Source organism: Pseudomonadota bacterium, from assembly GCA_036339585.1.
Classification (GTDB): domain Bacteria; phylum Pseudomonadota; class Alphaproteobacteria; order UBA8366; family UBA8366; genus UBA8366.
Genome location: JAYZAS010000011.1, coordinates 42,531 through 68,747, shown reverse-complemented (window position 1 = coordinate 68,747; position 26,217 = coordinate 42,531). Strand labels below are relative to the sequence as shown.

The following is a 26,217-nucleotide window of genomic DNA, read 5'->3' as shown; positions in this document are numbered from 1 at the left end:
GATGTTTTACTAACTATTAGAGTTTGCCAGAGCAATATTAATTGAACAATAGCTGGACAAAACTTCGGTTGCCTCGTATGCCTTGCTTTTATTGTGGATTGGTCGATTAGGGCCTATGAACATTCCCCGCAAAAGCGACGTTGCTCTGCCTGTAAGTGTTATGCTTTGTATGCATACCTTGATAGCATTAGCTGTATTTATCGTTCCGGTAATGGCCCCCGAAATGGGTCTAAATGCTAATGACATTGGAACTTTCGTTTTTCTTCTTTACCTTACTTCCATGGTCACAGTTCCATTTTCTGGTCCTTGCACCGCGAGATTTGGTCCCATGAGGATGATGCAAATTTGTGTTTTTTGTTGTGCCATAGGTGTAGCACTATGTTGCGGTTTCAATAGCAAATTAATATCTCTAGGTGCTATCTGCATAGGAACTGGGCTTGGGCTCGCAACACCGGCTGCGTCGGACATACTTTTGCGATATACACCAGTAGCAATTAGAAGTTTTGTCTTTTCACTCAAACAAGCCGCTGTTCCAGCAGGCAACCTTATCGCAGGTTTGTTAGTACTGCTCGCAATAGCTATTGGATGGCAGAATGCTTTCCTAATCACTGCAATTTTAACGGGGGCAGTTGCACTTATTTTCCAGCCTTTACAAAGGACCTGGGACACTGGCCGCGACACCGCTGCTCACGTTACCTTTACCTTAAAAAGTTTTGCTTCTGGTGTCCGAATCATTTTTGCTGACCAACGTCTCCGCTGGCTCTCAATATCCTCGTTTGCTTTTGTGTTGCTGCAAATAGCAACCACATCTTATCTGGTTACATTTCTTGTTACAAAAGTCGGCTGTGACCATAAAACAGCCGGGGTAATCTATGCACTATCCTTCGCTGGCAGTTTCTTCTCTCGCATAATTTTTGGCATAATTGCTGATAATCTAATATCACCTCTAAAAACGCTTGGTTTGCTTGGTTTTATCATGGGCGGCGCCAGTCTTATTACCGCGCAATTTACACCGGACTGGCCGATTTACGGCATTGCGATAACCTCGTTTGTTCTTGCATCAACAGCAGCCGGTTGGAATGGTGTTTATATTGCAGAGACTGCTGCACGAGCGCCGGCAGGTTTAGCTTCTCATGTCTTAGGAATATCCCTCATTATGACCTATGCCGGATGTATTGCTACCACGCCCCTTTTCCTTATCCTTCTCTCTATATCCGGAAACAGCTATCATATTGCGTTCAGCATATTTGCAGTGCCAGCAATTCTGACAGGGCTTAGGTTGTTGTCGATCGAGCGGAAACAGGTTTAGACTAACGATATCTATGTATACAGTGTGTTAGAGCCAGAATGACCAAACTTATAATTCAAATACCGTGCTTCAATGAGGAGGATACTCTTCCCATTACTTTAGCTGCGTTACCAAAACACATAGAAGGGATTGATGTGATTGAACGACTCGTTATAGACGACGGGTCACGTGATAGAACTTCTGAAATCGCAGCCCAGCATAACGTTGAACACGTCATAAAGTTTTCTAAGAATCGTGGTCTTGCCCGAGCGTTTATGGCCGGAATTGAGGGAGCACTCGAAGCAGGCGCGGATTTCATAGTCAATACCGATGCTGATAACCAGTACTGCGCAGATGACATAAAGACTCTTCTGATGCCGATCATCTCTGGCGATGCAGAAATAGTTGTCGGCGCGCGTCCTATTAATAGCATTAGTCATTTCTCGCCCATTAAAAAATACCTACAGCGAATAGGTTCCTGGGTGGTCCGGCTTGTGAGTGGCACCAAGATTGATGATGCGCCAAGTGGATTTCGTGCCTTCTCTGCTGCAGCTGCAATGAAAATTAATGTATTTTCAGAATATACCTACACTCTCGAAACTATTATCGCCGCTGGACAGCGCGGCATTGCCATTACTTCTGTCCCTATTCGCACAAATGAGCAATTACGCCAATCTCGATTAATCAAAAGCATTCCTAGCTATGTATGGCGCTCTATAGTAACTATTTTTCGAATATTCCTTTATTACCGTCCGCTGAGAAGTTTTGGTATTCTTGGATCAATACCATTTGCCCTCGGCTTTCTTCTCGGCATGCGGTACCTTATTTTTTGGCTGGAGGGTACGACACGTACACACACCCCTAGCTTGATACTTTCGGCAATTCTTTTACTTACAGGCATGTTGTTGTGGATGGCTGGACTGATAGGTGATTTGCAGTCGGTAAATCGCAAATTGCTTGAAGATATACAGTTTTCGCAGCGTCGACAACGCCACAACGGCCATAAAAAATCTCCCTCTTAACGAAACGATCATGATCTACATACGTAAAATAATTGCTACATCGATAAGTCTCACTATCCTCGCGATTATATATTACCAAATTGACTTGAAGCTTTTAGGGCAAGCAATGAACGGCTTGGATTGGCAGTGGTTTGGACTTGCAATAGCTATGATTGCACCCTTAACTGCTGCGAGCGCTTGGAGAATATGTTTTCTCGCCCCCAAAGATGCGAGGCTCAGTTTTTTTCAAAGCCTTAACCTCACTCTCATGGCAAGTGTTCTTAACGCTGTGCTTCCATCCAAACTCGGTGATATTGCACGTTCGTATGCACTGGCAGAACAGGGCCATATGCCCATGGCAGATGCCCTTTCTTTAGTAATTTTTGAGAAAACATGGGATGTGCTGGCTTTATCTTTTTGGTGTTCCATTGGCTTATTATGGATGCTTTTAACCTCAAATGGCATCAGTCCGTTATTCTACGTCATGGCTTGTGCAATCATTTTAGCCTTATTCGTAGGCGGAATGATGGTCGCATCACTGAGATTCGCAAATGGCATTTTTTCTATTGCACTTAATTTTATTCCAAATAAGAGAAACAAGAAAATTGAGACGTTACAGAGTGCATGGTGCCGGGCATTAACAGATTTCTGGTCTAACAAGACCAAAGCCATGATTATCATCAATGGCTCACTTTTTCTCTGGTTGATGCATCTTTTTCAAATATGGCTTTTCGTCCTAGCACTGAATTCAAAAATTCCATTTCTTGATAATGCAGCAATGGCTTCACTGGCTATCTTTATCGGCTTACTACCCTTCACCTTAGCTGGGATCGGAACAAGAGATGCAGCCATTATCTTTTTTTACCAGCCTTACATAGGAGCTCCAACTGCAGCAGCACTGGGTTTGTTGTGTACACTCAGGTATTTTTTACCTGCATTAATAGGCCTACCATTTGTTCGACGGTACCTTGTGATTGCCCGCCGTATCAAAGAAGATGTTAAACTTGGTACTTAGCTCATGACAGGGTTTCTTAGTTTCGCCGACAAATGCCTTTTCCACGAGAATAAAAATAATACCACTTACTGTAGAATAGGTCTTGTTATTGCCTTGGCGTTTGCGTTGGTCCCTTCACTCGAAACACTCGTGCTTTCTTTTGATCGGCCATATACTGTACAAGATGATGCACGACAGTTTTTATTCTGGATGAAACAATGGCAAGATCCAAGATTATTCAATAATGACCCTATAGCGGAATATTTTAAGTCCGTCACACCTCCGGGCTACGCCGCACTTCATTACGTTTTCGATAAACTTGGCATTGAGCCATTCCTTGCTAATAAATTATTAGTCACGCCACTTTTCCTTTTAACAGCAGCGCTTGCCTACAAACTCGCATACTCCGTGAGGCCAATCACCGCAGTTGCGATAGCAGGCAGTTGGCTCACTTGTTTTTTCCTCAGTCTTATTGACCAGTCGCTTTTGAGTGCTACTCCACGCGCCTTTGCAGTGCCTCTTCTCCTATGGTTCTTGCTATCCGTTTCTCAAAATTCAACATACCAAACCGCTGTGAGCTGCCTACTGCAAGCTCTATTTTACCCAACTATAGCCCTTGTAAGTGCCGGCGTTCTTGTTTTGTTGTTATTTAGATGGAAACACACCGAGAGAAGTGTTGGAATTAATAAAAAACAGATATGGCCGGCGTTGGTTGGCAATTCTGCGATCGGCGTGGGGCTATTACCTTTCATTCTCACGAGCGGCAGGTATGGTTCTATAATAACTGCTGCCGATGCAGCGGCATTGCCGGCTTTTCAGGTCGGAGGCAGGTCTGCATTCTTCCTCGACGGATTTATAGAAACTTATATCTGCGGTGCGAGGGCGGGTTTTTTACCTGTCGAGTGGGGCTGCGGTGAGGCTTTTCGGCAAGGCTTCGGCTTTGCACCATTGCTAGCTACTATGCTTCTGGTTTTCACTTTGAGCATACCACTCATGCTTTGTTATTTTGCAAACAGCACAGTTGTTAGAAAGCCAGGTACTTTTGGAAATAGAGAACAACTTTTTTCGTTGGTATTAATATCCAGCAGCTTCTGGTTTATTGCGGCACATTTTTTTCTATTTGATCTGCACTTGCCCTCTCGCTACACCCAACATACTCTTCGAGCAACAATGTGGATTGCGACAGCACTATTGCTGGGGCCGCCTCTTATTGCTGCTGGACGAAAGTATGCCCCAAAATTATTTGGAATTCTTGTCTTATTATTCGCTTTGATTTTTTTTATACTGCCATTGCCTTTGTCGGTAAGTCCATATGCAAACTACGTGACAGGACAGCATCCTAAGCTTTATGAGCATGTAGGACAGTTACCAAAAAATTCTCTTATTGCGTCACTCTCAACCGAAGCAGACAACATACCAAGTTTTTCAGGTCGGCGAGTGTTGAGTGCCCGGGAATATGCAATACCCTACTCCCTGCCTTACATAAATAATCTACAAAGCGCAACGAAGAGTCTAATTTATGCCCAATATGGGAATTCTCGCCAACCTTTGATCGATTTTCTGGACCTGTATAGGCCTACTCATTTACTGGTTGACATGAGGTCAGCAGATGGAAGTATTTTAGACCAACAATGGTGGTACAATGATTATCCTGTTGCTGCGACATGGGCGACCAAAAACATTTCTTCCCAACCACCAATTCTTTTCAGCCTCATGCAAGAATGTAAAACCGTCGCTTCCGGACCCCTTATTCTTGCTCCGACAAAATGCTTGCGATCACTCAGCAGTAAAAAAATCAATCATAAGTGAGTTTACGGCCTCGGGATTCTCAAATGCTGCCCAATGCCCCGCATCAGGTACCCGATGCAAATCTAATACCCCGGGGTATGCCGAACGGATATCGTCAATTAATTGATTTGCATTTCTATATTCAGAGTCATCGCCCTCACCCCACAATACTCTAAGCTTGCTTTTCAGATTCCCAAGGTCACTGGCTAAAGTATCTCCGCCACTAACTTTACGACTGTTAAATTTGGTATGATTTACACAATACACTTGAATATCTAGGCATTGTTCTGTGACAGTTTCAGGAAATGAAAGCATGTTTACAAGTAAATTATGACGGCAAATATCTCTCAGTAGAGCCTCATCATCTCCTGCTTCCTTGTAGCTACGCGTCGGCCTATTGGGATAGTCCCTCTTCGGCCCTCCGGCGGGCGAAATCAACAATAGATGACTTATTCTGCTACCCATTCGGGCAGCCATATTGGCAGCAATCGCTCCGCCGAACGAAAAACCTGCAAATTTTAACGGTTCATCGGCTGGAAACATACCTTGTAAAGCGAGATAAAAATAATCTAAATATTCTGGCCCGGACATTTCGGAAGAGACACCAAGGCTTTCTCCATACCCTGGATGATCAATTGCATAAACAGTGAATTGCTCCGCTAGGGCCTCAATATTTTTTACCCAATGATACCGACAGCCAAACCCCCCATGAAAAAGCACAAGTTTCGGTCCGCTTCCTTGGGTAACAAATGCAATAGGTTGTTTCTTTGTCATGTTTCCCCGTTCCTGCCGTGACTGCGATTTAACCAAAACATATAAAGACCAACAAAATCATGCCGATTATTCTATTATAAGTGGATCAAACACAATTTCTATATTCTCCAGTCACCATGCCTAAAACAGCGAGTAAAATCACCGACTCTGTTACCCACCGTGGAATAATAACTATAGCTACCGTGATGGGGGCTGGGTTACAAGGCATGGATACAATGCTTGCTGCTGTCGCTCTGCCACATATACGGGGCTCGCTATCGCTAACCTTTGAGGAAGCATCGTGGATTTTAACATCTTATCTAATTGCAGTTGCCATTGCCACACCGCCAGTGAGCTGGCTCGGTCGTAAATTCGGTCGTAAGCGACTATTCCTTGTTGTTATAGGTGGCTTTATTGTCTGTTCAATGCTTGCTGGTGGAGCTGACGGAATTAATGAAATGGTCGCCTATCGTTTTACACAGGGTGTCTTCGGTGCTGCCCTGGTTCCTCTTTCAATGCATATCCTTCTCGATATATATCCACGCGAAGAACACGGAATCGCAATCAGCTGGTGGTCATTTGGAGTAATGTTTAGCGCAATTTGCGGCCCAACACTTGGTGGAATACTCACTGAATTTTTATCGTGGCGCTGGAATTTTTACGTGAATATCCCGATAGCTTCCGTCGCCATGTTATTAATTTACATGTTTGTGCCTGAGAGCAAGGATAATGAAAAACGACCTTTCGATTGGTTTGGGTTCATACTACTCACAATTTGTCTTGGCGCTACACAACTTATGCTAGATAGGGGCAACAAGCTTGACTGGTTCCACTCCCCCGAAATCTTGCTCGAACTTGCTGCGGCCTGTCTCGCACTCTACCTTTTTATAGTGCATATATTGACCTCGAATGAGCCATTTGTCGAACCCGCCATTTTTAAAAACCGTAATTTAGTTCTTGGATTATGTTTAACTACCATGCACGGAGTAACACTTGTCGGACTTACGGGCCTAATTCCATCCTTCCTAAACAGATTAATGGATGTTCCGGTTCTGACAATTGGACTTATCCTTGCCCCTCGCGGAATTGCAACCGCATTAGCTTCTACTACCGCCGGAAGGCTTATGATCCGGTTCAACCCAAAATGGATCTGCGCATTTGGAATGTCACTAATGTCTTTATCACTCTGGATGATGGCTGGCTTCACACCTGAGACAGCAACCTGGCACTTCATTTTCGCGATAATTATTCAAGGCTTTGGTTTCGGGCTTTTCTTCGTATCAGGAAATTCCATGACATTTGCTACGCTTCCTGCAGAACACCGTGCCGAAGCAACAGCATTTATGAGCCTAATGCGTAAAATTGGATCCAGTGTTGGAGTGTCAGTACTTGTCGGAATGATCGCTAGAAATACCCAGCGTAACCATGAGATACTTGGTGCAAATGTAAGTCAACTGAATGAAATTTTTCGCCACAAAGAGTTACCTGACAGCTGGAGTTTAACCAATATTCAAGGCATGGCAGCACTCGATAAAGAAGTGACAAGGCAAGCTGAGTTCATCGCTTACCTTTTCGACTTTCATGTCCTTGGCATAGTAATATTACTTATGATGCCGCTAATACTATTATTCCGAGGTTCGGAACGATCTCCAAAGAAAACGCTTGGAAATAAATGATAGAAAAATCAGAATCCAAACAGGAGCCCGAAGAAAGAGAGGTTCTACTAACACCTCGTCAACGCATTGCTGTGGTCATTGGTATTTTGCCGGCCGGCATGATTACGGGCATGGATACTTTTGCTGTCGGCGTAGCATTACCACGCATGCAGGGGGTTTTATCAGCAACCTTACTGGAAATTTCCTGGATCCTTACTGCCTTCTTGGTTGCCGCGACAGTTTTTACGCCTATGTATGGATGGCTCGCCCGGCGTGTCGGACGTCGAAAATTATTTCTAATTATAATTATCGGTTTTTGTTCATGTGCCGGATTAATAGCTCAATCAGATAGCCTTGAAGAGATAATTTTTTTCCGATTCTGCCAAGGATTCTTTGGAGCTGGTTTCAACCCACTACTTATGCAAATCGTCCTAGCAACATTCCCTGTCAGTCAACAGGGAATAGCCTTCGGTTGGTTAACAACCGGGCGGATGAGCGGTATCATTGTGGGGCCATTATTGGGCGGCATTATGACGGAATACTTCTCTTGGCGTTTTGTATTCCTTACAAACATCCCCCTTGGAATGCTGGCAGCATATCTGGTTTACCTTTACGTGCCGCGGGGGCATCCTGAGACTACCAAAAAATTCGATCTTTTTGGTTTTCTAATACTCGGTATCGCTATCCTTGCGCTACAATATGCTCTTGATCAAGGTCAAACCCTAGGTTGGTTTGACTCAGTAGAAATCATCGGTGCAACATTGCTATCTGCTGGCGCACTATATTTATTTGTTGGTCATATCTTTTTGAGCCGCAATCCTTTCCTAAACCCGAGAGTTTTCGCCAATCGTGAATTCCTAATAGGACTGCTCTTTGGATTTCTACTCAATTTTATGGTTTTCGGTTACGCTGGATTAATTCCTCCAATATTGCAAAACCACATGGGATACCCAGTTATTTCCACTGGTTTCCTGATGGTACCACGAGGCATAGGCACGATGGTTTCGTCACTTATCGCGGGCGCAATGCTAATGAGATATTCGGCCCGGCCAATCTCGGCGCTTGGTATATGCTGTATAGGTGGATCAACGTGCTGGTTGTCTTTTTTCACTCCTGAGGTCAACGCGATATACATCTCTCTGGCATTGTTTATACAAGGAGCAGGATTTGGGTTTCTTTCAGTATCGCTCACGACGGTAGCTTTCCAATCAATGTCACCATCTCAGCGTGCAGATGGGACGTCGGTCCTGAGTTTGTTTAGACGCTTGGGATCGGCGATCGGAGTATCAGTTTTAGTAACACAGCTCGCTCGATCAACACAAAGTGCAAGGCAGGTCCTCAGCGAGAACTACACTGCCCATAATGAGCTTTTCAAACACCTTCCATTGCCAGAAAAATGGAATCTAGACAGCCTGCCAGGCTTATTATCTATGGAGAAGGTCATAGACAAACAAGCGGAATTTATCGCTTATCTTCATGATTTTCGGCTTATGACACTTTTGATGTTTTTACTTCTACCGCTCGTACTAGTTTTGCGAATTAAGCCGCCGGGCGAAATGGAAGAGCATCCCAAATACTCAAAATCGGCAAAAAAGAACAGTTAAGAACATGTCCGATGCCAGTAGCGAACGAACTACTCACCTGCCAGCAAAAGAACGTTTTTGGGTTGCAGTCGCAATAGTTCCTTGCGGTTCCATGCAAGGCATGGATACTTTTGCGGTCTCTGTTGCCATTCCTATTATGCAAGGTAGTTTTTCTGCAACGATTACGGAAATTTCTTGGGTGCTGACTTCATATCTGGTTGCAGCCGCCATCTTCATGCCATTATTCGGATGGGCAAGCAAAAAACTTGGAAGAAAAAAACTCCTCCTTATTACTATAGCAGGCTTTATAGGCAGCACCTTGCTTGTAGCTACCTCAAATACTTTGCTCGAATTAATCATATACAGGTTTATTCAAGGAGCATTTTCCGCTGGCCTAAATCCTCTCGCGCAGCAGGTATTATTAGCCGCCTACCCTAGGCAACTTCACCCACAGGCTTTCAGCTGGATGTCAAACGGCAGAATGGCCGGCGTAATGCTAGGCCCTATTGTAGGTGGTTTTCTTACCGAGTGGTTTGACTGGCGTTGGGTTTTTTGGGCCAACATCCCAGTTACGTTGGCGGCTTTTTACTTGGTGGCTCGCTATATTCCTGAGGGCGGTATTATCAAGGCATCCAAGTTTGATATGTTTGGCTTTATTACCCTAAGCATAGCTATCCTATTTTTGCAGTTACTGCTCGATCAGGGTGAGCGTTTGGAGTGGTTTGCAAGCAATACAATAATAATATTTGCTGCTCTTTCAGCGATTGGTATTTATTTGTTTTCTGTCCACGTCTCAACTGCAAAAAATACCTATATCGATCCGCACGTCTTCATGAATAGGGATTTCTTTATTGGACTGGTTCTGGTGTTCGCGCTCGGATTCATGATTTATGGCATGGCTGGGCTGCTACCAAAAGTGATTCAAGATCACATGGGCCATCCTCCGACGAGCGCTGGAATAGTAATGGCGATGCGGGGAATTGGCTCAATAATAGGTGCTTCGGTAGCCGGATGGCTTCTTACGGGGCGCGACCCACGTCCAACAGTTACTCTTGGATTGCTCTCGATGGCAGGTTCTATGTGGCTCTTATCGTTAATTACTGCCGATACGCCGATACAATACATTATGGCAATTGTTATTCTTCAAGGGTTTGGCATAGGAGCCTTTACCGTTCCCATCACTGCCTGCGCTTTTACCAGCCTTGACCCAGCACTGCGTCCTGATGCGACAGTGATGAACTCACTTGCTCGCAGGCTTGGGACTTCGATAGGAATTTCAATTCTTGTAAGTGTGCTTGTTCATAAAACCCAGTCAGTGCGCAATGGCCTAGCGATACATATCGCGCCTGAACGCCTACGAGAGCTATCAGTTCCCGAAAGTTGGAACCCAGATGAACAGTCTGGAGCCTTCCATTTGAACCGACTCGTTGAAAAAGAAGCCGAATTTCTTGGCTTCCTATTTGATTTTCAGCTTATGGCTGTAATTCTGTTATGTCTCTTCCCACTTGTATTTTTGATGCGACTTGATACAAAAAAATACTAACCAGTTGTATCATTTTATCTTCGTCTTCTACCGATGCCATTCTTTTACAAAGGCTTGATTAACTATATGAAGCGCTATTAATAGAACACTACAAATGCTCTTCCGATTTTCAGACAAGGGGAAGGAAAAAGGAGCCTAAAAACAACTTTCCTATTGTCAAGAATAAATGCCTTTAATCCGGTGTTAAAGTTTGGGCAAGCCATATTTCTGCGGTGTCACAAATACTAAAGTTAAGTTAAATTTTTTAATGGCAGCTACTGAAACACAAGTTAGGCTATCTGAACGCCAAAAATTACTCATTGCCTTGTCGACAATACCCGCCGGGGCAATGCAGGGTATGGACAGCTTTGCTACGGGTGTAGCCTTGCCACAGATGCAAGGCGCTTTATCCGCGACCATAACAGAAGTTTCGTGGGTGCTCACCGCCTATCTTGTTGCAGCGGCCATGTTTACTCCAGTTTACGCGTGGTTAGCGAGAAAGCTTGGCCGTAAAAGGCTTTATATCTTCGTAATTTGCGGATTCCTTTTATTCTCAACATTAGTATCCCAATCATCAAGCATACCAGAAATTGTTGCCTTTAGGTTTCTTCAGGGTTGTTTTGCTGCAGGACTAAATCCCCTTACGATACAGGTTGTGCTTGCTACTTTTCCGGCCGATCAACATGGAAAGGCATTTGGTTGGCTTCAAACAGGGCGAATGAGTGCCGTGGTTATTGGCCCATTGGTTGGCGGAGTTTTAACTGAATTCTTCGGCTGGCAAGTAGTTTATTTGATGAATATCCCTCTGGGTCTTACCGCTTTAGTCATGATGCATACACTTGTGCCCACTGACAAACCTGAAGGATCAAAAAGATTTGATTTATTTGGTTTTTTTCTCTTAGCAATCTGTGTAGGCGCCTTTCAATTAATGCTTGATAATGGTCAACGTCGTGATTGGTTCGACTCTCCTGAAATTATAATTTACTCTATCATAGCCGCATCGGCTTTTTGGGTTTTTACAATCCATTGTTTCTCAACACGAAACGCATATTTGAATCCAGCGGTTTTGAAAAATCGTGATTTTATAGTCGGTGCCATTTTTGGTTTTATTCTGAATTTCACTATGTGGGGCTATGTAGGGCTAATACCGCCGATTCTCCAGAACCATCTCGGCTACCCTCCTATGGACGCTGGCGTGCTAATGACACCGCGTGGCATTGGAACTATGATAGCTGCATTTTGTTGCGGATTATTACTACAACGTTTCAATCCACGCCCCATACTGTTCCTCGGAATGCTAAGTCTTGCCCTTTCCTCTTGGATGCTTTCTGAGCTCTCGAGGGAAACAGGACCCTTTCCTATTATGTTGGCAATACTAGTGCAAGGCTTTGGGTTAGGTTTCATGTCTACTGCCGCAGTAACTGCAGCTTTCCAAAACATACCCGCATCATTACGGCCTGACGCTTCCGTCATTCTAAGTCTTATTCGACGAATAGCCTCTTCCATCGGTGTTTCCGTCCTGTTCTTACTCTTGGTTCAGTCAACCCATACAGCCCGCCAAAGTCTTTCAGAAAATGCTAGTTTGTACAACGAACGATTAAGACATTCTTTATTGCCCGAAAATTGGGATTTAGAAGATGTAGCGGGTCTCAGTAATTTTGGGGAAGTGATTGATGCGGAGGCTCAATTTATCGCTTATATTCATGACTTCACGATAATGATGTTTGCCGTAATTGCGCTTATGCCACTTCTTTTGCTGCTGCGCTCGCCCAAAAATACAAAATTACGTAAGTAGAGGAATAAAATTAATGAATTGAAATAGGTTAAACTGCACATCATTGTCGCTTAAGCTCTAAAAGCGTATGACTTATAAAATTTAATATTTAAGGAACATAACATGAGCCGTCTCCCTGAGGTCGACATTGAAAACCTTGATCCAGATCAGGAAGCCTTTCGTGATCAGATAGTTGCCAGCCCTCGTGGCGAATTACGGGGCCCTTTTGTACCCCTTCTACATCATCCCGCAGTAGGTAACTTAATTCAAAAAGTAGGAGCACAACTGCGTTTTGAAGGTGTTTTGCCCGGCAATTTGCGGGAACTTGCTATAATAATCACGGCAAGACACTGGACAGCTCAATATGAGTGGCATGCCCATCGTCGCATAGGAGAGAAAGAAGGAATTTCTCCACACATTTGTGATGCTATTGCAGAGCGCAAAGAGCCAGATTTTGATAACGAGCAAGAAAAGCTTGTTTATGAATTCGTCACTGGCATGCTTGCTAATGACCTCAGAACACCCGACAATATATTTTCAGAAGCCCTGAGGGAGTTTGGACCAGATGGGGTGATAGAACTTAATTGCCTTTGTGGTTTTTATGGATTGATAGGTTCCGTCTTAAATAATTTTGATGTGGAAATCCCAGACGGAAACGACAAAGCCCCATTGCCTGCTTAATCAGATGACAGTAACAAAAAAACTGCGCAATTTACTCAAACAGGATAGTCTCATCCTCGCTGGCGGCGCTCATGACGCAATGACCGCCCAATTGGTTGAGCAGGTAGGCTTCGAACTCTGTGTTGTTACTGGAGCAGGAACCGCCGTATGCAGGGGCTATCCAGATATCGGCCTGCTATCAATGGATGAAATGGTCACCAACGCAAGGTACATAGCGGAAGCGGTGAACATTCCTGTGATTGTCGATGCTGACAACGGTTATGGAAATATTCTAAATACACAACGAACTGTAAGAGCATTCGAATCAGCCGGAGTAGCTGGTATTCATATTGAAGATCAAACATGGCCCAAAAGGTGCGGGCATATGACAGGCAAATCAGTTATACCAAAAACTGAAATGGTTCAAAAAATCCGAGCAGCAAAAGATGCTGTTAAGGATAAAAATTTCGTCCTCATCGCTCGCTGCGACGCTTATCTGGTTGAAGGACTTGAGGCAGTGTTAAAACGTGGGGATGCCTATATAGATGCTGGTGCTGACATGTTGTTCTGTGAAGTAGCTGATAATCTTGACCACACACGCGCAATTGCAAACCATTTTAAAAAGCGGATACCTTTACTTTACAACCATAGCCCTAGTCCTATGGTACCAATACTTACCGCAAAAGAAGTACATGAGATGGGCTTCAAACTTGACTGTTTCTATGCACAACCACTGCTTGCAGCAGCTAAAGCAACCAAAGAGACCCTTCAAAAAATTTTTGAGACTGGCGACAGCAAATCAGTAAAATCCTCGCTTATGCCTTTAGATGATGCTTGGGAAATTGGAGGTTTGACAATGATGCGTAAGTTAGAAAAAAAATATTCAGTAGAGTAATATTCTTTAAAACTATGCCAATACAAAATTAATCCTCCAACCAGAACCCATATGCCATTGCTCCAATTAATTGCTCATGCGATAACGTAACGGTATCGGGCGGCGTTTATGCGCACTCGGTTTTTCCGTATTAGAACGTCATTGCCGAGGAGGATTAGTTCATGCGTGCCACAACCAAGCTTCGCAAATTACTTGCAACAGGTGAAACTCATTTAGTTCCAGGTGCATATGACGGAATGTCAGCGAGAATAGTACAGGCTGCCGGTGCAGAGATTGTGTATGCAACCGGTGGTGGCATTGCACGATCAACGGGCATACCGGACATGGGGATGTTAAACCCTTTCCAAATTGAGGATAGGCTTACTCAAATGGTCGATGCAGTGGAGATACCAATAATCGGTGATTTTGACACCGGATATGGAAACGTATTAAACGCCTTGCACGAACTCAAGCGCTTTGAGCGAACGGGAATCGCCGGCTTTCATATAGAGGACCAGACATTTCCAAAACGCTGCGGGCACCTAGATAACAAAACCGTAGTACCGGTTGAAGAATTAGTAACGAAAATCAGGGCAATAAAAGATAATCAACTGGATCCTGACTTTGTTGTCATTGCACGAACAGACTCCCTTGCTATCGAAGGGGTAAATAGCGCAATTGAGAGAATGCACAAGTACATGGAGGCAGGCGCAGACGTTGCATTCGTGGAAGCACCAACATCATTGGATGAATTAAAAAAGATTTCAGGGGAATTCAAAGACGTTCCTTTGCTCTACAACATGTTTTGGTCTGGGAAATCGCCAGTTCTAGAAAAAAAAGCTCTCGAAGAACTTGGTTTTAATCTCATGATAGCACCCGGAGATTTGCAACGAGCGGCGATGCATACAATGAAGCTTATGGCCGAAGAAATCCTCAGAGTTGGTCATACGGAAAAATACATGGATATGATGGCGTCATTTCAAGATCGTGAGGAGGCGGTTAACACACCACATTATATGCAATTGGACGATAAATATTCAGACTAGGAAAATCTAATCATGGCAAGCATCAATAGTTTTGATTGTAAAAGAGCATTCAATGTAGATGGTAAGGAATACAATTACTTCAGTATAAAAGCTGCAGAAGAGAATGGAGCGGGGAATCTATCTGATCTTCCCTACTCACTCAAAGTCCTAGCAGAAAATCTGCTTCGAAATGAAGATGGAATTTCTGTAACTGCGGATGATATCACATCACTTGGCAAATGGGTTTCCGAGACCAAAAAAAATATTAGCACCCCAAGCAACACAAAAAACAGTCGGGAGATCAATTTCTATCCTGCTCGAATACTCATGCCTGACGTCAATATGGGACTTCTGGTCGAATTAACAGCAATGCGCGATGCAGTATCTGAATTAGGCGGTGACCCTAAGTCAATAAATCCACTCATACCGGTCGATGTTGTCATCGATCACTCAGTGATAGCAGACTTTCATGGTACCGAAGATGCTCTACAACGAAATGTAGCCCTGGAATATGAGCGAAATGGTGAACGCTATTCCTTTTTGAAATGGGCTGCACAAGCGTTCGAAAATGTAAGAATTGTTCCGCCAGGTGCAGGCATCCTTCACCAAGTTAACATAGAATACATTGCGAACGTTGTTACTGGGCGCGAAATAAATGGCGAGCTCTGTGCTATACCTGACAGCCTTTTGGGCATGGACAGCCATACCACTATGGTCAACGGAATATCAGTGTTTGGCTGGGGCGTAGGTGGTCTTGAAGGTGGAACAGCCATGCTTGGCCAGCCGATATCAATGTTAATACCGGATGTGGTTGGTTGTAAATTAATTGGCGAACTAGGCCCCGCATCAACCCCTACTGATGTCGCATTAACGGCAACGCAAATGCTTCGCGATCACGGTGTGGTGCAAAATTTTGTTGAGTATTGTGGGCCGGGCCTTGATGAAATGAGCGCCACAAACCGTGCAACCTTGGGAAATATGTCTCCCGAGTATGGTGCGACTATGGGGTTTTCTCCAATTGACACTAAAACATTGGATTATTTGCGGGTATCCGGAAGGTCAGAGGAACAAATCAATCTGGTAGAGACTTATGCGAAGCTACAAGGTCTGTGGAGAGATCCAACAAAAAAAGAACCAACTTACACGGATATTGTCGAAATAGACTTAAGCGATATTGAACCCTGCATGGCAGGTCCCTCCAGACCAAACCAAAAAACTCTTCTCAGTCAAATTCCAAAAAACTTTGAAACCGCATTAGAGGATATGTGCGGAACGGCAGAAATTAAAGCTGTGAATGTACCCGGAAAGGACTTCGAACTCAGCCATGGCAAGGTTATGATTGCCGCAATTACGAGCTGTACAAACACGTCAAATCCTGCGGTTATGCTGGCTGCGGGCTTATTGGCACGCAATGCAAGACTAATAGGGATCAGACCCAAACCATGGGTAAAAGCGTCAATATCGCCAGGTTCACGTGTTGTAGCAGATTATTTTGAAGCAGCGGGTGTCCAGAAGGACCTCGATGCTCTTGGTTTTAATATCGTGGGTTTCGGTTGTGTGACTTGCATGGGTAATTCTGGCCCGCTTGAGACATCAATTGCAGATACTATTGATGAACATGACCTTGTCGTGGGAGCTGTCCTATCTGGAAATCGAAATTTTGAAGGACGTGTCCATCCTCAATGCCGCGCGAACTATTTAGCATCTCCTCCTTTGGTTGTTGCATATGCTCTTGCAGGTTCTCTTCAAATAAATCTAACCACTGATCCTCTAGGCCAAGACGCAGAAGGTAAAGATGTTTTTCTTCATGATATTTGGCCTTCTTCAAAAGAAGTTGAGAGTATTATGGAGGATGTAATTACGCCAGAGATGTTCCGTAAGCGTTATGCGTCTGTTTACGAGGGCACGCCAGAATGGCAGGCGATGGAAACTGATGAGGGTATAGAATTCAAGTGGCCAGAAAATAGTGAATACATCAAACGACCCCCTTTATTCGAAGGGATGGAGATGGAACTGCCAAAGGTAGAGAATATTGAAGGAGCTCGCTGCCTCATAATGGCGGGTGACATGACCACCACAGATCATATTTCACCAATTAGCGTCATACCAGAAGAGCACTCAGCGGGACAATATCTCTTATCAAAGGGCGTGGAGCGAAAGGATTTCAATACATATGGTGCGCGCCGCACAAATCACGAAGTTATGATGCGTGGAACATTTGGGAACATACGATTTAAAAACGAGATGGTTGATGGAAAAGAAGGCGGATTTACCCGCCATTGGCCAAGTGGGGAAGAGATGAGTGTCTTCGATGCTGCAATGCAATATAAATCTGATGGCGTTCCGCTTGTAGTTGTCGGAGCTCAAGCCTACGGCACCGGATCTTCTCGTGATTGGGCGGCTAAAGGAACAAAACTATTGGGCATAAGAGCCGTCATCGCAGAGAATCTGGAACGCATTCACCGTTCAAATTTAATTGGGATGGGTGTTCTTCCTCTTCAATTTAAGGATGGTGAAACCCGTAAAACGCTTGAGTTGAATGGTTCAGAGAAATTTGATATTGCCGGTTTGTCCGAAGGGTTAACTCCCCGTCAAGACATCGAATGTAAAATCACACGGGAAAACGGCGAGCAGCTAACCATCCAACTTCGCTGCCGCCTAGATACAGAAGTGGAGTTAGAATATTTTAAAAATGGTGGCATGTTGCATTACTGTTTACGACAAGCACTTTTAAAGGCGGCGTGATAGAGACCTTTGTTTAAAATATTGGCACCGCAAGCTAAGCATGTAAGCCACAACTTGCAGTTTCTAATTGGCGTTATTTATAAAATTATGACCTTATTTCTCAGACGGCAGGACTTGTGCCGCCATCAACATTAATTGCCACCCCATTTATGTACGACCCCGCATCTGAGCAAAGAAAACAAGCCATGTTCGCGAATTCTTCGGCACGCCCGAGGCGCCCAATTGGTAACTTAAGATCTTTTGCCATATCTTTGAGATAGTCATCATAGCTCTGCTTTTGGTCGGTTGCTTTCCAACGATTAAGCCACTGATCACTCTCTATCCGTCCGACAAGCATAGCATTTACCAAAACATTGTGAGGAGCTCCCTCCTTGGACAGTACCTTAGTGAGAGCCATTCCAGTGGCGCGAGACACAGCTGTTGGAGCTCCTCCGCCCGGCGGCGCTTTCGCCCCAATATTGAGAACATTTATTATTCGACCCCACTTACGTTCCATCATACCTGGAAGAACATGCCTACAAGTTCGAATGGCGGCATAAACCTTTACCTCAAAGTCTTTTACCCATTCCTCATCACTAATCTCACAGAAAGGTTTGCGCAAAGAGGCACCCGCATTGTTGATCAAAATATCAATATGACCAAGAGCATTTTCGGCATTGTCTAGCAGCTCAGCTACACCAGCAGCTGTACTTACATCTCCTACAAATGCAAACGCTTTTGTGTCGGAAACAGCCTCGACTTCTTTTAGAGTTTCGCTAAGCAAATTTTCACGCCGACCACAAATTACAACATTGGCACCTGATGCCGCAAAATTTAGTGCCATCGCACGACCAAGACCACGACTAGACCCGGTAATGAGGGCGTTGCGTCCGTCCATTCTGCATTCCATTTATTTTACTCCTATGACCCTGAGTTACGGAAACTATCCTCTGTTTAGTTTCTTTATCATATTAAATATATCCACTGTGGCTCCAATCAGAACTTTCTTTTGTATCTCAAAGACCGGCCTTTTAATTAATTTAAAGTGCGCAAGCATCAAATCTCTTGCACGCGCTTTATTGAGGTCCTGTTTTTTTATGTCTTGAATCTTACGCCAAGTCATGCTGCGCCGATTAAGCAATACATTCCAATCTGTTTGAATCAACCATCTATCTAGTTTTTTAGGGTCAAGTCCCTGAGTACGAAAATCGTGAAACTTCAGAGGTATACTCTCAGTGGACAACCAGTTTATGGCTTTCCGACAAGAGTCACAATTTTTCAGACCATATATATGAATCATCAATCGCCTCCTCAACCGTAATTTCATATAATACCACCACAATCTAATGCGACTATAATTTGTAGTTAGATAGAAGGAAGAAAGTTCGCTGTGTCCAAAGTTCCAGCCCGTGATTACCAAAAGCTATTTCCTGTTCCAGTTATGCTAATCAAAGTTCCGAATGCGGCAACACTTAATGAGAAACTTGTCGCCGAGATTAAGCAAGTAAGCATGACCACACCGAATGGCAAGCCGGATAGTTGGGCATGTGATGTTTACACAACGCTGACTAACAACAACAGGCTTCATGAGCGCCCTGGATTTCATGATTTCGATCTATTGATGCGCCAGGGATTTATGCAATTTGGTCACGCGATGGGATATGATTTTACCATCGAAAGTCTTGAAATCACGCAATGCTGGGTGAATATCTACAACTTTGGTATGAGCCAAGAAATACACCATCACCCCAACAATATCATGACCGGTGTTTATTACCTCAAGGCGCCGGCCAATTGTTCAGAGATTTTATTTCATTCGCACTTTGCTGATGTAATGATACGTCCTGCTGTTTACGAGGAAAACGCACTCAACAACCCGATAGCATCCCTGCACCCAAAGCCTGGTGACCTCATTTTCTTTGATAGTTCGCTGCGTCACTCAGTTCCGACGAACGACATAGAAGGAGAGCGCATTAGCCTTTCGTTTAATGCGCGGTTCTGACAGAAAAATGTACGAATTACCATCGACAATATTGGAATATTTTCCGCAAACCATCCAAATCTCTAAGCCGTCCAATTTTAAAAAATTAAACTCTACATTGTTGGCAGCTATCAATGAGATTTGTCGGACAACACCAAACAGCAAACCTCGCCATTGGGCGGGCAACCTTTACACAACTGCGCGCAATAAAAACCAACTAATGGACGAACCGAGCTTTCGCGAACTAGCTGACTTTATCACTGAGGAAATTGAGGTTTTTGCAAGTAAACTTTGTATAGATAAAAATAACGGTAGATTATCTATAAATAATATGTGGATAAATATATTAAAAAATAAAGACTCTATGGATCAACACTGCCATCCAAACTCATTATTTACTGGCGTTTACTTCATAAAAGTACCATATAATTCCGGTTTACTTGCATTTGACTCTCCTTCATCTGAACAAATGATAACCCCCCCGATAAAGGTAAGTAATCAATACAATATGCGCCAGGCTGGTTTTAAAATGAGTGAAGGTGATTTAATAATTTTTAATAGCCACCTGAAACATCGTGTTCTGCTTCACAATGTCGATGAAGAGAGAATTTCAATAGGCTTCACATGCGCTCTGTAATTTTAATATTGATCCCTTAGACATTGAAAATTTCCTCCCAGTAATAGCGACATTTTACTAACTGGCCTCTATTGCGTAGAAATATTACACTTAATGATGGGTAACTTATGAAAGGCCAGGCATGCCGCTTACTCCTAATAACAGTAAACCAGCGTCTCCTATTAAAATCGAGCGCATTGTGGAAGATTTGTTTAAGGTTCCTATCCAATTGACCCGCGCACCTAATTCAAACAGACTTTGTGACGCTATGATACAAGAGCTGGATCAGATCCGGGCAGAGACACCAAATGGCAAACCCACCTCTTGGGCTTGTGATGTCTACACAACAATATCAAATAATTGTAATCTTCATGAACGTCCCGCATTTCGGGAATTTGCTGATTTTCTAATGGAAGGCCTTAAAAAATTTGGAGAAACAATGGCTTATCCATTAGCTGAAAATAATCTGCGAATTACTCAATGTTGGGTAAACATATATCAGCACGGTATGAGTCAGGAGATTCACAATCATGCCAATCACATCATGACTGGCGTTTATTATGTAAAGGCACCGCCAAACTGTTCTAAGATCCTTTTCCACTCTTACCAGGCTGATACCATGATCAGGCCGCCTATTGAGAGAGATACTCCCTATAACAATGTAGTTGCATCATATTCACCTCAACCCGGTGATTTGGTAATTTTTGACAGCAGTTTACGGCACTCGGTTCAAGTAAATGCCTCAGAGGGTGAACGCATAAGTGTGTCTTTTAACGCAACTATGTGAGGCCACAATGACAGACGTAACACCCCACACTAGATACTTAGAGCTATTTCCCTGTCCTGTGCAGATCTCGAATATTCCCGATCATGATGACATAAAAAAAAGTTTACTGCCGGCCGTTGATTTTATTCGCAGCAGTACGCCAAACAGTCGCCCGAGTGATTGGGCATGCTCATTATATACCACAATAGAGAATAATAACGAGTTGCACATGCAACCAGAATTTCTGGATTTGAGCCAAATAATTGCATGTGAATTGATAGAATTCGCGAAGTATATTGGAGTACACTTACCAAATAATAATGTATTTATTAAGAACATGTGGATAAATATATTCGAAAAAAACTGCTCTACTGACGTTCATATAAATCCTAATAGTCTTTTTTCTGGGATCTATATTCTAAAAGCTCCAAAAGGTTCCGCGAAAATTGTTTTTGACTCACCTGCTGCCGAAAAAATGATTTCTGTTCCAGTAATAGAGGATAATGAATACAACATGGAAAACATTGCTTATGATACTAATGAGGGTCAACTAATCATTTTTAATAGTAACTTTAGACACAGAGACTTATTGCATACATTAGATGAAAGAAAAATTACTTTAAACTTTACTGCGGTAATTTGAGTATTTACTATAAAATTACAAGTTTACTTGCTTTTTTAGCATTTTTACATTGTATGCCACAGCTATTATGAACTAATCCGGCATTACGAGCCCACCTTCTTCAAGTAGTATAGCGTAGTCATTTGACCATCAGTATGCTTCTGTAACCAACGATTTCAGCCCGCTCACAACCATAACAAAGTGTGCGCTCTAAATGTTCCTCTTCAGCTGCCTCTTTACTCGCAAAAAGACTTTCCTAAATAACGAGGCCTATTCGTAACGCCACCTTAGCACTTGTATTGCGACACTGATGGTCCAGCGGCAAGAATGGGGTAAACAATATTCAACAGCTTTTATGGCTTACACCCCTTTTTCTTCAGTCGTTTTTGCATTGTAATCTAAAATGGATTGTCATCCGCCAGGGAACTTTCTTGCACAACTGTCTAAACACATTATTTCAAATTACCTTTAATAGCCATTCGAGAGGAGATCGGAGCATCAAAACCCTAAAGCGGCCCCATCGCTTCGAGGATCACTTGCCGCCTCGAAAATCCCGTCAGGTCGTAACACCACGGCACCTGCGTGTCCCATAATGTCGTCAAAATCACCAACCATTTCTAGTTCATGACCACGTTGGGCTAAGTCGTTGGTCACGTCAGCTGTAAAACGACTCTCAAGCCGTAATTTACTGGTATCATCACCCCATGTTCTACCTAGCAACCATCGCGGTGAATTTATCGCTGTTTGCAAATCCTGCTTATAGGTAACGTAACGACTGAATATAGCAGCTTGCGTCTGTGGTTGTCCCTCACCCCCCATAGTGCCATAAGCCATGACCCTGCCGTCGTGCAGATTAGCAAGCGCGGGTTGAATTGTGTGGAACGGTTGGCGCATTGGTTCAAGCCTGTTATGGTGATTTTGATTAAGTGAGAATCCTATGCCACGGTTCTGCCACACAATTCCTGTCTCAGGGAGAACAAGACCGCTTCCAAACTCCCAATAAACACTTTGTATACAGCTTACAACACAACCATCTGAGTCTGCAGCACCCATCCAAACCGTATCACCACTATCGACTGGGGTGTTCCAAGGTTTTGCATGACTGAAATCAATACCGGATGCCAACTGGGTTAATGAGTCGTGACTAAGGAACTTACTGACCAAGACATTCATGGAGTCTGGATCGGCCACATACTTATCCCGGATATTAAACGCAGCTTTTGTAGCCTCTATTATAGCATGAATGTAGTCTGCGGTTTCCGCCTCAGGCCTTTTAAGTATATCAAATAATGAGAGAATTATCAGTGAGGCAATACCTTGAGTTGGCGGCGGCATATTGTAGAGTGTGCCAGAGCTGGTTGCTGCCTGCAGCGGTTCAGTCATCCGCGCCTTATGCTTTTCCATATCCTCCAAACTTAATGGGCTGCCAACCTTAGCCAGGTCGGAGATGATCTTTCTGCTTAGTTCTCCCTCGTAAAAATCTGATATTCCTCGTTCACCGATTTGCATCAACGTTTCTGCCAATGCTGGCAAAACAAACCGCTCACCAACAATTGGTGGTTTTCCGTCGGGTAAAAACGTTTCAGAGAACCCAGGGATATCAGCTAATTCATTTGACTTATTCACGACATTTTTTTGAAGTGATCGTGTGACAGGAACACCCACACCAGCGTAGTATATAGCGTCTTCCAAAAGACGGTCCAATGGCAGCGAGCCACCAAACTTCGCGCTTATCTGTAAAGCTAATTCCCAGCCACTTGGAGCACCCGCCACTGTCAAAGCAGAGAGTGCCCCTCGAGATGGAATAGAACTGAAACCGCGGCTCAAATAAAATTCTCTAGTGATTTTTTTGGCGGCCCGCCCACAAGCATCTATTCCAAAAATTCTGCCCGATTTATGAATCAACCAAAAATTGTCTCCGCCTAAGGCGTTCATGTGAGGATACACAACAGCTATGGTAGCTGCGGTCGCCACCATGGCCTCTATTGCATTTCCACCCTCACGGAGCACCCTCAGCCCCGCCTCAGCAGCCAAATGATGTGGTGCACTTACTGCGCCACGAGAAGACCTCATTGTTTCAATCATGCCGTTCCTATCAAGAGTGCTTACAATATCAACTAATCACAACAGGATTGTTATTGTGTTCAACAAGCCACAACAAAATCAATCTCAACCAAAGCCCCAACTGCCAGTCCTGTAACGCCAATGCAAGTGCGGGAGGGCAGTCGGTCTTTAGGAAAAAAGCTCTGGTAGACTTTGTTCATGCGGTCAAAGTCTTGGAAGTTTACTAGATAAACTCGCGCAAAAGCTATCCTGTCGAAACCTAGGCTTTGGCTGCTAAGAACAAGTTTGAGGTTATCCATAACTCTTTTTGTTTGCTCTTCTATACCACCAGAAACCAACGTATTTGGGTCCTCTGGCAGTGTAGGCATTTGTCCGGTTACAAATAAAAAATCGCCTGCTCGGACAGCATGACTGAAGGGACCAACACGCTTTGGGCCTTGGGAGGAGACTATGTGTTGAAGTTCTAGCATCGTTGTCTAGCCTAGCTTATTGAAAGTTCCAAAATTACTCAAAAAAAAGTTGCCTCAGGCAGCGGGACTTTTAAAAAAACCGTAAGCACGACCCAGAACCCGATAGTGGTTACGATGCCGGCAACAGTGTTTATAGCAACAGAAGCCGATGTTTTGTGGGAATTTTTGGGAACTGCCGCTGAAATTATAGCGAACGCGAGACACCCTGCCACTACAAAACCAAGATATGGCAGAGCCACAACCCAGATAACCATTAACGCTATGAACAAACTACGACGAACTAAAGAGCCTGTGATAGCAGTTGGAGGGGGTAATAACTCACTTTTACAAAATTCTACAAGGACCAAAAGAACTGACAAGACTATTAATCCACAACCAATAAATGCAGGAGTAACCCGTCCAGCACTTTCAAAATCCTGCGATGCATAAAACATAAAAATACCGAGCATGCCGAATGTTAGACTTCCCAGTATATTCCTGGCCCTATTGTTATTGCCATTAATATTCATTTTAAGTTGAAACATTTTCTTTCATCCTTAACCTGTTGAAAGAGGAGCGCCGCAAAAGCGGCGGTAATATGATGGCAGCTAAAATGCAGCCAATTAAAGCAACTGATATTGGCCTTGCAAAAAAGGTCTCCAACACTGAGTCTTTGGCACGACCAATCATTAGAGCTTGGGCAAAACCCTGTTCCGCTATAGGACCCAACAGGAGCCCTAACACGATGGGTGGCGCTGGAAATCCAAAACGACTGATGATCCAAGCAACAATTCCTAAAACAAGCATAATCACTATATCGTGATAGTTATTTTGGATGGCGAAGGATCCAATAACCAGCATAAGGGCTACCATCGGCACCAAGTATGATTTTGGCATCTTGGTAACCGCTGAGTAGATAAAACGCCCCAAGAATAAACCGACTGGCAGCATAAGCACGGTTGCTATGGTCATACCCGACAGAAACGTCAATACAATGTCATTATGCTCAGTGAAGAGTTTTGGTCCAATCTGCACCCCATGAACCATCATCGCTCCCAAAATAACGGCGTCGGGAGGAGTGCCGGGAATTCCGAGTACAAAAGTTGGTATTAGACCGCTTCCAACCGTAGCATTATTAGCCGATTCCGAAGCTATTATTCCCCCGGGATCACCATCTCCAAACCTGTCGCTTTTTTTGGCGGTCCGGCTTGCCTCAGCATACGCAACTAAACTGGCTATTGCTCCCCCAGCTGCTGGAATGATTCCGATTAATGTACCTATGAGTGAACTCTGAATAGCATTTCGCTTTCGGTCCCAGATTGCCCTAGCGGCTCTTAAAAAATTATTTCTCCGCTCAGTTAGCGGTGTACTAAGGTGGTGATCTGGATCAGCTATTAAATCTATCGCTACCGGGAGACATAGCAGCCCGATCGTAGCAGGAATGATAGGGATCCCACCAATTAAAGCGGGATTTTCGTATGTGAACCGCATGTCACCGCTAACCACCGAGACACCAATTTGGGACAATGCCAAGCCAAAAAAACCACTGATGAGGCCTTTGATTAGGTTACCTTCACTTAGAGAGGCGATAATGGTAAGGCCAAACAGTGCAAGCCAGAAATACTCTGCTGGGCCGAACATTAACGCAAACTTAGCAAGTGGAGGAGCTAGCCATAAAAAAACAAATATTCCCGTCAACCCTCCAATCACCGATGCCATGCACGCTATCGATAGGGCCAACCCTCCCTCACCTCGTTTCGCCATTGGAAACCCATCAAATGTAGTGGTGATAGATTGTGGCGTGCCCGGAGTTTTAATTAGAATTGCCGAGAATGAGCCCCCGTAGGTAGACCCCATGTAGACGGTGCCAAGAAAAATTAGCCCCGGCACAGGATCCATCGAGAATGAAATAGGAAGCATCACGGCACAAGAAAATGTTGAACTTAACCCTGGCAGTGCTCCCAACAATATGCCTAAAAAAAGGCCGCAAGTGCCTACTGCTAAAATGTAAGGAGAAAAAGAGGCCGAGATATGCTGTAGAAATTCCATTGTACACATGTTGGGGTAGGCTCACGCTC

The 26,217-nt window shown here is 44.0% G+C and carries 23 protein-coding genes; 16 read left to right on the top strand and 7 right to left on the bottom strand.

The window, feature by feature from the left end:
* Positions 1–115: 115 nt before the first annotated feature.
* From VX941_08475 to VX941_08460, 4 genes are read left to right on the top strand one after another with little or no spacing between them, the layout of a single operon-like run.
* Entirely contained in the window at positions 116–1,309 is a 1,194-nt protein-coding gene (locus VX941_08475) for an MFS transporter (GenBank protein MEE2933443.1), read from the top strand.
* Between the two features lie 38 nt (positions 1,310–1,347).
* Positions 1,348–2,310, top strand: a complete 963-nt coding sequence (locus VX941_08470; GenBank protein ID MEE2933442.1) for a glycosyltransferase family 2 protein — start codon at positions 1,348–1,350, stop codon at positions 2,308–2,310.
* A 10-nt stretch (positions 2,311–2,320) separates the two neighbouring features.
* Complete coding sequence (locus VX941_08465; GenBank protein MEE2933441.1) at positions 2,321–3,304, top strand: lysylphosphatidylglycerol synthase transmembrane domain-containing protein; 984 nt, start codon at positions 2,321–2,323, stop codon at positions 3,302–3,304.
* A gap of 3 nt (positions 3,305–3,307) precedes the next feature.
* Positions 3,308–5,092, top strand: coding sequence for a hypothetical protein (locus VX941_08460; protein MEE2933440.1), 1,785 nt, complete (start codon positions 3,308–3,310; stop codon positions 5,090–5,092).
* Here VX941_08460 and VX941_08455 read toward each other — a convergent pair.
* Complete coding sequence (locus tag VX941_08455; protein ID MEE2933439.1) at positions 5,060–5,845, bottom strand: alpha/beta fold hydrolase; 786 nt, start codon at positions 5,843–5,845, stop codon at positions 5,060–5,062. The two genes, VX941_08460 and VX941_08455, sit on opposite strands and share 33 nt — an antisense overlap.
* Before the next feature lie 116 nt (positions 5,846–5,961).
* Between VX941_08455 and VX941_08450 the strand changes: the two genes are divergently transcribed.
* From VX941_08450 to acnA, 8 genes are all read left to right on the top strand, one after another.
* Positions 5,962–7,500 carry a DHA2 family efflux MFS transporter permease subunit gene (locus tag VX941_08450; GenBank protein ID MEE2933438.1) on the top strand — a complete coding sequence of 513 codons (1,539 nt, stop codon included), beginning with the start codon at positions 5,962–5,964 and terminating at the stop codon, positions 7,498–7,500.
* Positions 7,497–9,083 (top strand): DHA2 family efflux MFS transporter permease subunit, encoded by a 1,587-nt coding sequence (locus VX941_08445; protein ID MEE2933437.1) that lies wholly within the window; start codon positions 7,497–7,499, stop codon positions 9,081–9,083. The genes VX941_08450 and VX941_08445 overlap by 4 nt, the downstream gene beginning before the upstream one ends.
* Positions 9,084–9,087: 4 nt before the next feature.
* Positions 9,088–10,605, top strand: coding sequence for a DHA2 family efflux MFS transporter permease subunit (locus VX941_08440; GenBank protein MEE2933436.1), 1,518 nt, complete (start codon positions 9,088–9,090; stop codon positions 10,603–10,605).
* A gap of 247 nt (positions 10,606–10,852) precedes the next feature.
* Complete coding sequence (locus VX941_08435) at positions 10,853–12,379, top strand: DHA2 family efflux MFS transporter permease subunit (GenBank protein ID MEE2933435.1); 1,527 nt, start codon at positions 10,853–10,855, stop codon at positions 12,377–12,379.
* 102 nt (positions 12,380–12,481) lie between these two features.
* Positions 12,482–13,039, top strand: a complete 558-nt coding sequence (locus VX941_08430) for a hypothetical protein (GenBank protein MEE2933434.1) — start codon at positions 12,482–12,484, stop codon at positions 13,037–13,039.
* A 4-nt stretch (positions 13,040–13,043) separates the two neighbouring features.
* The gene (locus VX941_08425; protein MEE2933433.1) at positions 13,044–13,913 is read left to right on the top strand and encodes an isocitrate lyase/PEP mutase family protein; all 870 of its coding nucleotides are present in this window, start codon (positions 13,044–13,046) and stop codon (positions 13,911–13,913) included.
* Between the two features lie 161 nt (positions 13,914–14,074).
* Positions 14,075–14,938: an isocitrate lyase/PEP mutase family protein gene (locus VX941_08420; protein MEE2933432.1), complete on the top strand. Its 864-nt coding sequence runs from the start codon at positions 14,075–14,077 to the stop codon at positions 14,936–14,938.
* A 12-nt stretch (positions 14,939–14,950) separates the two neighbouring features.
* Positions 14,951–17,662, top strand: coding sequence for an aconitate hydratase AcnA (acnA, locus tag VX941_08415; protein MEE2933431.1), 2,712 nt, complete (start codon positions 14,951–14,953; stop codon positions 17,660–17,662).
* 100 nt (positions 17,663–17,762) lie between these two features.
* On the opposite strand, the gene VX941_08410 is transcribed toward acnA, so the two are convergent.
* Together VX941_08410 and VX941_08405 are read right to left on the bottom strand one after the other, a co-directional pair.
* A complete protein-coding gene (locus VX941_08410) occupies positions 17,763–18,551 on the bottom strand; it encodes an SDR family oxidoreductase (GenBank protein ID MEE2933430.1) in 789 nt (262 codons plus the stop codon).
* A gap of 33 nt (positions 18,552–18,584) precedes the next feature.
* Entirely contained in the window at positions 18,585–18,941 is a 357-nt protein-coding gene (locus VX941_08405; protein MEE2933429.1) for a Spx/MgsR family RNA polymerase-binding regulatory protein, read from the bottom strand.
* 90 nt (positions 18,942–19,031) lie between these two features.
* Between VX941_08405 and VX941_08400 the strand changes: the two genes are divergently transcribed.
* The 4 genes from VX941_08400 (at position 19,032) to VX941_08385 (ending at position 21,647) form a co-directional block, all read left to right on the top strand.
* Positions 19,032–19,643, top strand: coding sequence for a TIGR02466 family protein (locus tag VX941_08400; protein ID MEE2933428.1), 612 nt, complete (start codon positions 19,032–19,034; stop codon positions 19,641–19,643).
* Positions 19,644–19,650: 7 nt separating this feature from the next.
* Positions 19,651–20,259, top strand: coding sequence for a TIGR02466 family protein (locus VX941_08395; GenBank protein ID MEE2933427.1), 609 nt, complete (start codon positions 19,651–19,653; stop codon positions 20,257–20,259).
* A 121-nt stretch (positions 20,260–20,380) separates the two neighbouring features.
* On the top strand, positions 20,381–21,025 hold the full coding sequence (locus VX941_08390) for a TIGR02466 family protein (GenBank protein MEE2933426.1): 645 nt from the start codon (positions 20,381–20,383) through the stop codon (positions 21,023–21,025).
* Positions 21,026–21,032: 7 nt separating this feature from the next.
* A complete protein-coding gene (locus tag VX941_08385; protein MEE2933425.1) occupies positions 21,033–21,647 on the top strand; it encodes a TIGR02466 family protein in 615 nt (204 codons plus the stop codon).
* Positions 21,648–22,124: 477 nt separating this feature from the next.
* On the opposite strand, the gene VX941_08380 is transcribed toward VX941_08385, so the two are convergent.
* From VX941_08380 to VX941_08365, 4 genes are read right to left on the bottom strand one after another with little or no spacing between them, the layout of a single operon-like run.
* The gene (locus VX941_08380) at positions 22,125–23,711 is read right to left on the bottom strand and encodes a gamma-glutamyltransferase family protein (protein ID MEE2933424.1); all 1,587 of its coding nucleotides are present in this window, start codon (positions 23,709–23,711) and stop codon (positions 22,125–22,127) included.
* Positions 23,712–23,770: 59 nt separating this feature from the next.
* On the bottom strand, positions 23,771–24,160 hold the full coding sequence (locus VX941_08375; GenBank protein MEE2933423.1) for a RidA family protein: 390 nt from the start codon (positions 24,158–24,160) through the stop codon (positions 23,771–23,773).
* Positions 24,161–24,198: 38 nt separating this feature from the next.
* Positions 24,199–24,684: a tripartite tricarboxylate transporter TctB family protein gene (locus VX941_08370; protein ID MEE2933422.1), complete on the bottom strand. Its 486-nt coding sequence runs from the start codon at positions 24,682–24,684 to the stop codon at positions 24,199–24,201.
* Complete coding sequence (locus tag VX941_08365; protein ID MEE2933421.1) at positions 24,671–26,197, bottom strand: tripartite tricarboxylate transporter permease; 1,527 nt, start codon at positions 26,195–26,197, stop codon at positions 24,671–24,673. The genes VX941_08370 and VX941_08365 overlap by 14 nt, the downstream gene beginning before the upstream one ends.
* Between the last annotated feature and the right edge of the window lie 20 nt (positions 26,198–26,217).

What these genes read in the sequence shown, in the direction of transcription:
- VX941_08460 (MEE2933440.1), top strand. Translation starts at nt 3,308, where the DNA reads ATGACAGGGTTTCTTAGTTTCGCCGACAAATGCCTTTTCCACGAGAAT.
- VX941_08395 (MEE2933427.1), top strand. Translation starts at nt 19,651, where the DNA reads ATGTACGAATTACCATCGACAATATTGGAATATTTTCCGCAAACCATC.
- VX941_08420 (MEE2933432.1), top strand. Translation starts at nt 14,075, where the DNA reads ATGCGTGCCACAACCAAGCTTCGCAAATTACTTGCAACAGGTGAAACT.
- VX941_08385 (MEE2933425.1), top strand. Translation starts at nt 21,033, where the DNA reads ATGACAGACGTAACACCCCACACTAGATACTTAGAGCTATTTCCCTGT.
- VX941_08455 (MEE2933439.1), bottom strand. Translation starts at nt 5,845, where the DNA reads ATGACAAAGAAACAACCTATTGCATTTGTTACCCAAGGAAGCGGACCG.
- VX941_08410 (MEE2933430.1), bottom strand. Translation starts at nt 18,551, where the DNA reads ATGGAATGCAGAATGGACGGACGCAACGCCCTCATTACCGGGTCTAGT.
- VX941_08365 (MEE2933421.1), bottom strand. Translation starts at nt 26,197, where the DNA reads ATGTGTACAATGGAATTTCTACAGCATATCTCGGCCTCTTTTTCTCCT.
- VX941_08370 (MEE2933422.1), bottom strand. Translation starts at nt 24,684, where the DNA reads ATGTTTCAACTTAAAATGAATATTAATGGCAATAACAATAGGGCCAGG.
- VX941_08380 (MEE2933424.1), bottom strand. Translation starts at nt 23,711, where the DNA reads ATGATTGAAACAATGAGGTCTTCTCGTGGCGCAGTAAGTGCACCACAT.
- VX941_08440 (MEE2933436.1), top strand. Translation starts at nt 9,088, where the DNA reads ATGTCCGATGCCAGTAGCGAACGAACTACTCACCTGCCAGCAAAAGAA.
- VX941_08470 (MEE2933442.1), top strand. Translation starts at nt 1,348, where the DNA reads ATGACCAAACTTATAATTCAAATACCGTGCTTCAATGAGGAGGATACT.
- VX941_08435 (MEE2933435.1), top strand. Translation starts at nt 10,853, where the DNA reads ATGGCAGCTACTGAAACACAAGTTAGGCTATCTGAACGCCAAAAATTA.
- acnA (MEE2933431.1), top strand. Translation starts at nt 14,951, where the DNA reads ATGGCAAGCATCAATAGTTTTGATTGTAAAAGAGCATTCAATGTAGAT.
- VX941_08445 (MEE2933437.1), top strand. Translation starts at nt 7,497, where the DNA reads ATGATAGAAAAATCAGAATCCAAACAGGAGCCCGAAGAAAGAGAGGTT.
- VX941_08405 (MEE2933429.1), bottom strand. Translation starts at nt 18,941, where the DNA reads ATGATTCATATATATGGTCTGAAAAATTGTGACTCTTGTCGGAAAGCC.
- VX941_08375 (MEE2933423.1), bottom strand. Translation starts at nt 24,160, where the DNA reads ATGCTAGAACTTCAACACATAGTCTCCTCCCAAGGCCCAAAGCGTGTT.
- VX941_08475 (MEE2933443.1), top strand. Translation starts at nt 116, where the DNA reads ATGAACATTCCCCGCAAAAGCGACGTTGCTCTGCCTGTAAGTGTTATG.
- VX941_08465 (MEE2933441.1), top strand. Translation starts at nt 2,321, where the DNA reads ATGATCTACATACGTAAAATAATTGCTACATCGATAAGTCTCACTATC.
- VX941_08390 (MEE2933426.1), top strand. Translation starts at nt 20,381, where the DNA reads ATGCCGCTTACTCCTAATAACAGTAAACCAGCGTCTCCTATTAAAATC.
- VX941_08425 (MEE2933433.1), top strand. Translation starts at nt 13,044, where the DNA reads ATGACAGTAACAAAAAAACTGCGCAATTTACTCAAACAGGATAGTCTC.
- VX941_08450 (MEE2933438.1), top strand. Translation starts at nt 5,962, where the DNA reads ATGCCTAAAACAGCGAGTAAAATCACCGACTCTGTTACCCACCGTGGA.
- VX941_08430 (MEE2933434.1), top strand. Translation starts at nt 12,482, where the DNA reads ATGAGCCGTCTCCCTGAGGTCGACATTGAAAACCTTGATCCAGATCAG.